This is a genomic window from Devosia sp. (assembly GCF_036406155.1).
Lineage (GTDB): Bacteria > Pseudomonadota > Alphaproteobacteria > Rhizobiales > Devosiaceae > Devosia_A.
In genome coordinates, this window is the sequence record NZ_DASWVV010000196.1 from 1 (window position 1) to 9,917 (window position 9,917).

Consider the following 9,917-nt stretch of genomic DNA (forward strand, 5'->3'; position numbering starts at 1 on the left):
CCGTGCGCGTCTACCAATTCCGCCACCAGGGCAAGCCGATGGGCGCCGCTAACTAGGGCAAGCCTCTCCCGCTTGTCAATGACCGATTGGAGGGCGGCGCACGCGGCCGCTGCGCGCCCCCGGGGTGCGGCCGCGCGGCCCCTCGACAGGCCGGCGACTTTGGCGATAGAAGGCCCCAGTCCTGATCCCATAAGGCAGCTGGAGGCACCGTCATGGATCGCGCCAACACCGTGGTCACGATTTTCGGCGGCGCCGGCTTCGTCGGCACCCAGATCGTGCAGCTGCTGGCCCGCAGGGGCTACCGCATCCGCGTCGCGGTGCGCCGGCCGGACCTGGCCTTGCACCTGAAGACGCTGGGCGGGGTGGGCCAGATCGTCCCCATCCAGGCCAATATCCGCCACGCCGGCTCGGTCGAGCGGGCGGTGCGCGGCGCGGCGATCGTCATCAACCTCGTCGGCATCGGCCACGAGCGCGGCCGCCAGCGCTTCGGCGCCATCCACACGCAGGGGGCGCGCACCGTCGCCGCGGCGGCGCAGCAGGCCGGCGCCACCCGGCTGGTGCACATGTCGGCGCTCGGCGCCGACGCGCAAAGCGCGAGCGCCTATGCGCGCTCCAAGGCGCAGGGCGAAGCCGAGGTGCTCGCCGCCTTCCCCGAGGCGGTGATCATCCGCCCCTCCCTCATTTTCGGGCCGGGCGACGGCTTTTTCAACCTCATGGGAACGCTGGCCCGGCTGTTTCCGGTGCTGCCGCTGATCGGCGGCGACAGCCGCTTCCAGCCGGTCTATGTCGGCGACGTCGCCGCCGCCTTCGTCGCCGCCGCCGAGGGCGCGGTCAAGGGCGGCCGCGTCTACGAGCTGGGCGGGCCGGAGGTGCTCACCTACCGCGAGCTGATGCAGCGCATCCTCAGCGAAACCCGGCGGCAGAACCCGCTGCTGCCGCTGCCGGCGGGGCTGGCCAAGCTCGTGGCGCTGCCGCTCGCGCTGTTGCCGCGCCCGCTCATCACCGCCGACCAGGTGGACCTGCTGCAGGCCGACAATGTCGTCTCCGCCGAGGCGATCAAGGAGAAGCGCACGCTCGCCGCCTTCGGCGTCGATCAAACGCCGATGGACGCCGTCCTGCCCAGCTATCTGTGGCGCTTCCGCAAGCGCGGCCAGTTCGACCGCCAGCCCGCCTGAGGGGCTGCGCTCAGCCGAACAGCAGCAGGCCCCACAGGCCGACGGCGCCGACGAAGATGCGCCAGTAGGCGAACAGGGAAAAGCCGCTGCGGCTGACGAAATCGAGCAGGTGCCGGACCACGAACCAGGCGACGAGGAAGGCGGCGGCGAAGCCGACGGCGACGGCGAGCCCGAGATCGGCGGTGATCAGCTCGCGATTCCTGTAGAGGTCGTAGCCGAACGCCCCGGCCATGATCGGCAGCGCGATGAAGAAGGTGTACTCGGCGGCCGAGCGCTTGTCGGTGCCCATCAGCAGCGAACCGACGATGGTGGCGCCGGAGCGGGAGACGCCCGGGATCAGCGCCAGCATCTGGAACAGGCCGATATAGAGGCTGAGCAGCGGCGGATAGTTGTAGACGTCGGTATATTTCGGGGTGAACTTGAGCTGGTCGACATAGAGCAGCACGATGCCGCCCACGATCAGCATGATGCAGATCAGCATCGGCGTCTCGTAGATGACGCCCTTGATGAAGCCGTGCAGCAGCACACCGGCCAGCGCCGCCGGCAGCGAAGCGAGCGCCACCCCGAGGATGAAGCGCAGCGCCCCCGGCTTGCGCGCGAGCGCGTCCTTGCCGATGCCCACGAAGCGCCAGAAATACACGGTGACGATGGCGAGGATGGCGCCGAGCTGGATCAGCACCTCGAAGGTGCGGCCCGGACTGTCGAAGCCGAGGAAGTGGCCGGCCAGCAGCAGGTGGCCGGTGGAAGAAACGGGGAGAAACTCCGTGAGACCCTCGAGAATGCCGAGCAGGAGAGGCACAAAAAGACCTTGATCGGCGTTCATCTGATCCCCTACTCATCGGCCTGCACCCGTGAGGCGCGCCGCTTCTAGCCCGATTTGCCTATTCGCGCCAAGGACAGTGACGACCCATGCCCAGGCTTGTTCAACATCGGCTCGATCCCGCTTCCCGCCTCGCCCGGCTGATGCTGGCCGAATACGGCGTCCCCGTGGATCTCGAGGACATCAAGCCGTGGACGCGTGAGCCGCAACTGCTCGAGATCAATCCCGCCGCGACGGTGCCGATCCTGATCGAGGATGGCGAGCCGCCGGTCGTCGGCGTGCTCGCGGTCATCAATGCCATCGAGGCGAACCACGCCCCGAGCGCCGTGGCGGGGCTGTTCCCGGCGCGGGCGCGCGAGCGCGCGGAGACCTGGCGCCTGCTCGAATGGGTGCTGATGAAGCTCAACGACGAGGTGACGCGCTACATCATCGAGGAGAAGATCGTGAAGCGCGACCGCCGCGGCGCCACCCCGGAGCCGGGCGTGCTGCGCGTCGCCAAGGCCAATCTCGTCGAGCATATGCTGTACTTCAACTGGCTGTTCGCCACCCGCCACTGGATAGCCGGGGACAGCATGACGCTCGCCGATTTCGCGCTGGCGGCGCATCTGTCGAGCCTCGACTATCTGGGCGACGTGAGCTGGGACACGTCGGTCGAGACGCGGCAGTGGTACGCGCGCATCAAGTCCCGCCCGGCGTTCCGCACCCTGCTCAACGACCGGGTGGTCGGGATGCCGGCGGCCGCCGGCTACGCGGACCTCGATTTTTGACCGCCACCGTCGTCGCCGAACTGCGCGCCCGCGCCGCTTTCCTCGGCTTCGACGCGTTCGGCATCGCCCCGGCGGCGGCCCGGCCGGACCTGCCCGAAAAGCTGCGCCAGGCGCTGGCCGCAGGCTGGCACGGCGACATGGACTGGCTGGAGGAGACCGAGCTGCGGCGCGCGAGCCCCGGCGCGCTGTGGCCGGAGGCGCGGTCCGTCATCATGCTCGGGATGAACTACGGGCCCGACCACGACCCGCTGGACGACCTCGGCAGGCCGGCGCTCGGCAATATCTCGGTCTATGCCCGCAATCGCGACTACCATGATCTGATCAAGGGCCGGCTCAAGGACGTGGCGGGGCTGCTGGCGCGCCGCACCGGCGCCGACGTCAAGGTCTTCGTCGACACCGCACCGGTGATGGAGAAGCCGTTCGCCGAGGCAGCGGGGCTGGGCTGGCAGGGCAAGCACACGGTGCTGGTCAGCCGGCAGTTCGGCTCGTGGCTGTTCCTCGGCGCGATCTTCACCAGCGCGGTGCTGCCGGCCGACGCGCCGCACGAGGAAAACTGCGGCACCTGCACCAAATGCCTCGACATCTGTCCCACCAACGCCTTCCCGGCGCCGTTCCGGCTGGATGCGCGGCGCTGCCTCGCCTATCTCAACAACGAGCACAAGGGTCCGATCCCGCACGAATTCCGCGTTCCCATGGGCAACCGCATCTTCGGCTGCGACGACTGCCTCGCCATCTGCCCCTGGAACAAGTTCGCGAGCCGCGCCCGGGAAGCGAAACTGCAGGCCAGGCAGGAGCTTGCCGATATTCCCTTGCGCGACCTGGTGCAGCTCGACGACGCCGGCTTCCGGGCGCTGTTCGCCGGCTCGCCGGTCAAGCGGCTGGGGCACGAGCGGTTCTTGAGGAATGTGCTGATCGCGCTCGGCAACAGCGGCTTGCCACAAGACGGCCCGCTGGCTGAACGGCACATCAACGATTCCCGACCGCTGGTCCGTGGGGCCGCGGTGTGGGCTTTCCGCCGCTTGGCGCCCGCGGCGCGGATCGCAGAATTGAAGCTTGCCTTTTTCCCCGCCGAGACCGACATGGACGTCCGGGCGGAATGGACGGCAGTGGTCCCGCCCGGGATCCAGGGCAGGGCGGGATGATGGGCGTCTTCTTTTTCGGCATGGGCTATTCGTCGCTGGCGACGGCGCGCTTCCTGCACCGGCTCGTCGCCCCGGACATGCTGATCGCCGGTACCACCCGCACCCCGGACAAGGCCGAACAGCTTGCCGACACCGCCTACCGCATCCATGTCTTCGACGGCGAGAAGCCCGGCCCGACGCTGGGCGCCGACCTAGCGGCGGCGACGCACGTGATCTGCTCCATCCCGCCTGACGACCACGGCGACCCTGCCCTGAACTTCCACCGTGCCGATCTCGACGCCTCCAAGAACCTGCAATGGCTGGGCTACTTCTCGACCGTCGGCGTCTACGGCGATTTCGGCGGCGCCTGGATCGACGAGACCGCCGCGACCAGGCCGGTCAACCGGCGCTCTCAGCAGCGGGTCGAGATCGAGGCGCAGTGGCAGGATTATGCCAGGCAGCGCGGCGTGCCGCTGCTGGTCCTCAGGCTTGCCGGCATCTACGGGCCGGGCCGCTCGGCCTTCGACAAGCTGCGCGACGGCACGGCGCGGCGCATCGTCAAGGCCGGGCAGGTCTTCAACCGCATCCATGTCGAGGATATCGGCCGCGTCACGGCGCTGGCGGCGCAGCGCCGCCTCGGCGGCATCTTCAACCTCGCCGACGACGAGCCGGCGCCGCCGCAGGATCTCGTCACCCATGCTGCCCGGCTGCTGGGCGTGCCGCCGCCGCCCGAGACGCCGTTCGCCGAGGCGCAGATGACCGAGATGGCGCGCAGCTTCTATGCCGACAACAAGCGCGTCTCCAATCGCGCCATCAAGCAGGCGCTGGGGATCGAGCTGCTCCATCCCACCTACCGGCAGGGGCTCGAAGCGATCCTGGGGCAGCCGGCATGAACCCGCCGCGTCCAGCCCGGCCCGCCGCCCGCACCGTGCTCGTCGGCCGGTATGCGCGGCTCGAGCCGTTGACCGCCGAGCATGCCCCCGACCTGTTTGCCGGGGCCGTCGCTCCCGGCGGCGCCGAGCGCTTCGAGTGGCTGTTCGAATACCCGCCCGCGAGCCTCGCCGACATGGCGGCGTGGGCGGAGACAGTCGCGGCGCAGGCGGACCCCATGCTGTTCGCCGTGCTCGATGCGGCCAGCGGTCGCGCCCTCGGCCGACAGGCGCTGATGCGCATCGTCCCCGAGCACGGGGTGATCGAGATCGGCTCGATCTGGTGGGGTCCGGCGATGGCGCGCACGCGGCTCGCCACCGAGGCGCTCTACCTGTTTGCCCGCCATGTCTTCGAGGACCTCGGCTATCGCCGCCTCGAATGGAAGTGCAACGACCGCAACGAGGCGAGCAAGCGCGCCGCGCTGCGCTTCGGCTTCACCTTCGAGGGCCTATTCCGCCAGCACATGATCCAGAAGGGCGAGAACCGTGATACCGCCTGGTTCGCGATGCTAGACGACGAGTGGCCGGCGCGCAAGGCGGGGTTCGAGCGCTGGCTCGACCCGGCGAATTTCGACGAGACCGGGGCACAGCGGCAAAGGCTCAGCGTCCGCTAGGCCGGCTTACAGCTCCAGCGCCAGCTGCGGCGGAACCGCCTCGGCGACGGCGCGCTCGAGCGCCGTCTCCAGGAGCTTGAGGTCTTCAGGGCGCGAAAGGCGATGATCGCCATCGGGCACGAGGGTGAAGGTCACCGGGTCGGAGAGCAGGTGGCTGAGCAGCTTCAGCGCGTGTTCCCTGGGCACGTCGGTGTCGCGGCCGCCCTGCAGGATGGTGACGGGGCAGGAGGTGGCGAGGCCGCGGCCGAACAGCAGATGGTGCCTGCCATCCTCGATCAGCCCCGCGGTGATGGGGTAGGGTACGTCCGAATAGTCGGAAGGCTGCTCGACCAGGCCATGCTCTCGCAGCGCCTTGAGCTCCTTCTTCGTGAAGGTCTTGAACATCAACTCCTCGGTCATGTCGACGGCCGGAGCAATGAGGATCAGCGCCTTGACCCGGTCGTCGCCGGCGTCCCGCAGCGCGCGGTTGAGCAGCAGCGCCAGCCAGCCACCCATCGAGGAGCCGATGACGATCTGCGGCCCGGTGGTGGCGGCAAAGACGGCGCGCGCTTCCGCGAGCCAGCGGCTGATGGTGCCGGCGAGGAAATCCCCGCCGGAGCGGCCGTGGCCGGAATAGTCGAAGCGGGTGACGGCCAGCCCGCGGGCGGCCCCGAAGGCGTCGAGCGCGCTGGCCTTGCCGCCCAGCATGTCGGAACGGTAGCCGCCGAGCCAGAACAGGCCGGGGGGCTGGCCGGCGCGCTGCAGGACGGCGATGTCGCGCGCCTCGGGCCCGCTGCCGACAGTAAGGGTTGTGGCCTGGGGATCGGGCATGGCGGCGGCTCCGGGACGATCTTGCCGCCCCCCGCGGGCGGCGCGTGGAGGCAGCGGGGCAACAGCTTTATGCATTCCTTCACGCCGTGGGCAAGCCGCGGCGTTTGCCAGTTGACTTATTGCAGGTGAGTCACGATTTTACGGGCGCTTCCGCCACTCTGCCAACAACCGAAGGATCGCCAGCCATTCGCCGTCCCATGAGACCCGTTGCGCCCCAGAAGGATGGGCCGCTTTCCAACGAGGATATTTCCAGCGCCGAAGTCCAGCTCATCGATGCCGAAGGCGACAACAAGGGCGTCGTCCGTACGCGCGACGCCTTGGCCCAGGCCCAGGAACTCGGCCTCGATCTTGTTCTGATCTCTCCCAATGCCGTGCCGCCGGTGGCCAAGATGCTCGATCTCGGCCGCTTCAAATACGCCGCCCAGAAAAAGGCGGCCGAGGCGCGCAAGAAGCAGAAGGTGATCGAGGTCAAGGAGATCCAGCTGCGCCCCAACATCGATACGCACGACTACGAAACCAAGATGAAGGCGGTCGGGCGCTTCCTCGACGAGGGCGACAGGGTGAAGGTCACCATGCGCTTTCGCGGGCGCGAGATGGCGCACCAGGAACTGGGCATGGAACTGCTGCTCAAGGTTCGCGACACCTTCGAGGCCAAGGCCAAGGTGGAGTCGGCCCCGCGCTCGGAAGGCCGGCAGATGGTCATGGTGCTGGCCCCCAGGTAGGGGCGGCGCGCTATTCACGATGAAGGGCGGCTTGGAGCCGCCCTTTTTTGTTGGCCGGCCTCCGCCGCCGCGCCGGCTTGCGCCGTGCCGGCCGCCTAGGGCCCGATGCGGCAGTACAGCTGATACAGCGTCCCGATCAGTTCCTTGATGCGGGGATCAACGATGCGATACCACAGTGTCTGCCCCTCGCGGCGATAGGCGACGATGCCTTCCTCGCGCATGATCGCCAGGTGCTGCGAGAGCGCGGACTGGCTCAGCCCGCCGGTGCCGACCAGTGAGCCGGCCGTTGCCTCGCCCTGTTCGGTCAGGCGGCACAGCAGCAGCAGGCGCGCCGCGTTGCCGAGAGCCCTGAGGACTCCCGAGATCTGCCCCGCCTGCGCCTCCAGTTCGCCGATGTCCACGGTGTCCATGATCGACCTCATATTAGGTATTGCTAAATTAGTTTTTCCTAATATATAAGTCAACCAACACGCCCAACGCAGGAGCATGAAATGGCCCCGAAGCCCGTGATCGAAGCCTATTTCGACGAGCCGACAAACACCGTGAGCTACCTGGTCTCCGATCCCGAGACAAAAAAGGCGATGGTGATCGACCCGGTGCTCGACTACGACCACAAGGGCGGCACGGTGGATACGGCCTCGGTCGAACGCATCCTCGCCGACGCGCGCGAGCGCGGCCTCACCATCGAATGGGCGCTCGAGACCCACGCCCACGCCGACCACCTCTCCGGCGCGCCCTACATCAAGGCCAAGACCGGCGCCAGGATCGGCATCGGTGAGCACATCAAGGAGGTGCAGCGCATCTTCCGGCCGGTGTTCAACGCCACCGACCTCAAGACCGACGGCAGCGATTTCGACCATTTGTTCACCGATGGGGAACGGTTCAAGGTCGGCAATCTCGACGTGGAGGTGCTGTACACGCCCGGCCATACGCCGGCCGATATCAGCTACAAGGTCGGCGATGCGGTGTTCGTCGGCGATACCCTGTTCATGCCCGACTACGGCACCGCCCGTGCCGACTTCCCGGGCGGCGACGCGCGCAAGCTGTACCACTCGATCCAGCGGCTGCTCGCCCTGCCCGACGAGACCCGGCTGTTCATGTGCCACGACTACAAGGCGCCCGGGCGCGACACCTATGCCTGGGAAACCACGGTGCGGGCCGAACGCGATGCCAACGTGCATGTCGGCAAGGGCGTCGGCGAGGAGCAGTTCGTCGTCATGCGCACGTCGCGCGATGCGACCCTCGAGGCGCCGCGCCTGCTGCTGCCGTCCATCCAGGTCAATATCCGCGCCGGCAGGTTCCCGCCGGCGGAAGCCAACGGCGTCCATTATCTGCTCGTGCCGGTGAAACCGAAGCGGGCGGGCGTCGAACTCCCCGACTGATCCACCCCCTCCCAACCCAGCCAAAGGTACACAAGTGTTCGGATCCCTCTTCCAGCGCGACACCGCCAGCGTGGAAAATCTCTCAGCCGCCCAGGCCAAGGCGCTCTACGGCAACAAGGACGTCGTCTATGTCGATGTCCGCGGTGCCGACGAGATCGCCCGCTCGGGCACCATCAAAGGCGCCCTGCGCGCCCCGCTTCCCGGCCTCGCCAACTTCGCCAAGCCGGCCGGCGGCGGACTGCTGCCGGCGGCCGACAGCGGCAAGAAGATCATCCTGGTCTGCGCCTCGGGCAACCGTTCGGGCATCGCTGCCCGCCAGCTCGCCGGCATGGGCTACCCCTCGGTGGCCAATTTGATGGGCGGCTTCGGCCAGTGGCTCGCCGTCGGCGGCCCGACCGAGCGCTGAGCCCCGCCCGCTGCGGCAAGGTCAAAGGGCGGCCCCGCCAGGGCCGCCCTTTGTCGTCAGTTGTAATGCTCTCTCTTGCTCAAGGGGGCGCTTCGGCAAATAGAGACTCTTTCGCGACAAGTCCAAATCAAGTACATCACCCCCATGAGTGAGATCATCGCCGGGGTGACTGCTTCGAGCTACCTGCGCGGCATCCTTGCCCGCGAGGCCGTCGACATCGGAATGCGTTCTCCCTTCCGCCTGCTCGAGCCCGAGATCGAAGGCGTGTGCCGGCGCTGGGCCGGCCGAACCCTGCTCGAGGTGTACCCGACCGGTGCTTTCGAGAAAGGCTTCGCCAACCGTTCCGGAGTCGTGATCGACTTCCTCGTTTCCCTCGCGCCCGATTCCCACTACGTGCTGGCCGACGCCTACGACGGGCTTTGCGCGGCGCTGGCCGACGAAGGTTTGTCGCCGGTGCGGCGCAGCGTTTCGATCGCGGTGACGCTGCGCGGCTGGTCGGTCGACATCATTCCGGCGCGGCGGGTGGGGCCCAACACCGACGAGCACGCGGTGTTCCTTACCCGCACCGGGCGCCTCACCGTCACCAACCTCACGCAGCACGTGCTCGACGGCATCGCCTGCGGGCGGCGCGACGAGATCCGCCTAATCAAGCTGTGGCGCGACCAGAGGGGGCTCGACTTCCCCTCCTTCTATCTCGAGCTGGCGGTGATCGCGGCGCTGCGACGGCGCGCCGCCACCGCCGACCTCGCCGACAATGTCTGGGCGGTGTTCGGCTATCTCGAGACGCTGTTCGCCGCGCGCAGCCAGCTCGATCCGGCCAATGCCAACAACATCGTCTCCGACCAGCTGACGCCGGCGCAGAAGGACGCGGTGCGCCGTGCCGCCCAGTATGCACGCGCCGGGCGCTCCTGGCACGACATCATCCGTTAGGCCCCCACGTTCACCCGCCGTACAGAACATGTTATGTTTCCGCTGCGGCAGGAGGGACGAAGCCGGTGTTCGATCACAAGCAGACGCTGGGCTATCTCGCGGCACAGCTGGCGCGGCGCCACGCCAACGCGCTGCGCGACGCGCTGATCCCGCTCGGACTGCTGCCGGCGCAATTCACCGCCCTTGCCGAGATCGGCGCCGACGAAGGGCTGACGCAGAAGCAGCTGGTGGCCCGGCTGGG

At 68.2% G+C, this 9,917-nt stretch carries 12 protein-coding genes; 9 read left to right on the forward strand and 3 right to left on the reverse strand.

Annotation, left to right across the window (positions count from 1 at the left end):
• The first annotated feature begins 212 nt into the window (after positions 1–212).
• Complete coding sequence (locus VGD93_RS13220) at positions 213–1,175, forward strand: complex I NDUFA9 subunit family protein (RefSeq protein ID WP_395012622.1); 963 nt, start codon at positions 213–215, stop codon at positions 1,173–1,175.
• A gap of 10 nt (positions 1,176–1,185) precedes the next feature.
• On the opposite strand, the gene VGD93_RS13225 is transcribed toward VGD93_RS13220, so the two are convergent.
• Complete coding sequence (locus tag VGD93_RS13225; protein ID WP_395012623.1) at positions 1,186–1,998, reverse strand: undecaprenyl-diphosphate phosphatase; 813 nt, start codon at positions 1,996–1,998, stop codon at positions 1,186–1,188.
• A gap of 86 nt (positions 1,999–2,084) precedes the next feature.
• Here VGD93_RS13225 and VGD93_RS13230 point away from each other — a divergent pair, with 86 nt between their 5' ends.
• From VGD93_RS13230 to VGD93_RS13245, 4 genes are read left to right on the forward strand one after another with little or no spacing between them, the layout of a single operon-like run.
• Positions 2,085–2,762 (forward strand): glutathione S-transferase family protein, encoded by a 678-nt coding sequence (locus VGD93_RS13230; RefSeq protein WP_395012624.1) that lies wholly within the window; start codon positions 2,085–2,087, stop codon positions 2,760–2,762.
• Positions 2,759–3,904 (forward strand): tRNA epoxyqueuosine(34) reductase QueG, encoded by a 1,146-nt coding sequence (gene queG / locus VGD93_RS13235; protein WP_395012625.1) that lies wholly within the window; start codon positions 2,759–2,761, stop codon positions 3,902–3,904. The genes VGD93_RS13230 and queG overlap by 4 nt, the downstream gene beginning before the upstream one ends.
• Positions 3,901–4,776 carry an SDR family oxidoreductase gene (locus tag VGD93_RS13240; protein WP_395012626.1) on the forward strand — a complete coding sequence of 292 codons (876 nt, stop codon included), beginning with the start codon at positions 3,901–3,903 and terminating at the stop codon, positions 4,774–4,776. The genes queG and VGD93_RS13240 overlap by 4 nt, the downstream gene beginning before the upstream one ends.
• The gene (locus VGD93_RS13245; RefSeq protein WP_395012627.1) at positions 4,773–5,426 is read left to right on the forward strand and encodes a GNAT family N-acetyltransferase; all 654 of its coding nucleotides are present in this window, start codon (positions 4,773–4,775) and stop codon (positions 5,424–5,426) included. The genes VGD93_RS13240 and VGD93_RS13245 overlap by 4 nt, the downstream gene beginning before the upstream one ends.
• 6 nt (positions 5,427–5,432) lie before the next feature.
• On the opposite strand, the gene VGD93_RS13250 is transcribed toward VGD93_RS13245, so the two are convergent.
• Positions 5,433–6,236, reverse strand: a complete 804-nt coding sequence (locus tag VGD93_RS13250) for an alpha/beta hydrolase (protein ID WP_395012628.1) — start codon at positions 6,234–6,236, stop codon at positions 5,433–5,435.
• Between the two features lie 185 nt (positions 6,237–6,421).
• On the opposite strand from VGD93_RS13250, the gene infC reads away from it, so the two are divergent.
• Positions 6,422–6,958 carry a translation initiation factor IF-3 gene (infC, locus tag VGD93_RS13255; RefSeq protein ID WP_395012633.1) on the forward strand — a complete coding sequence of 179 codons (537 nt, stop codon included), beginning with the start codon at positions 6,422–6,424 and terminating at the stop codon, positions 6,956–6,958.
• Between the two features lie 95 nt (positions 6,959–7,053).
• Here infC and VGD93_RS13260 read toward each other — a convergent pair whose 3' ends face one another.
• Positions 7,054–7,368 (reverse strand): ArsR/SmtB family transcription factor, encoded by a 315-nt coding sequence (locus VGD93_RS13260; protein WP_395012629.1) that lies wholly within the window; start codon positions 7,366–7,368, stop codon positions 7,054–7,056.
• Positions 7,369–7,449: 81 nt separating this feature from the next.
• On the opposite strand from VGD93_RS13260, the gene VGD93_RS13265 reads away from it, so the two are divergent.
• From VGD93_RS13265 to VGD93_RS13275, 3 genes are all read left to right on the forward strand, one after another.
• Positions 7,450–8,340, forward strand: a complete 891-nt coding sequence (locus VGD93_RS13265; protein WP_395012630.1) for an MBL fold metallo-hydrolase — start codon at positions 7,450–7,452, stop codon at positions 8,338–8,340.
• A gap of 34 nt (positions 8,341–8,374) precedes the next feature.
• Complete coding sequence (locus VGD93_RS13270; RefSeq protein WP_395012631.1) at positions 8,375–8,746, forward strand: rhodanese-like domain-containing protein; 372 nt, start codon at positions 8,375–8,377, stop codon at positions 8,744–8,746.
• A gap of 144 nt (positions 8,747–8,890) precedes the next feature.
• Positions 8,891–9,676, forward strand: coding sequence for a nucleotidyltransferase (locus VGD93_RS13275; protein ID WP_395012632.1), 786 nt, complete (start codon positions 8,891–8,893; stop codon positions 9,674–9,676).
• Positions 9,677–9,917: the final 241 nt, after the last annotated feature.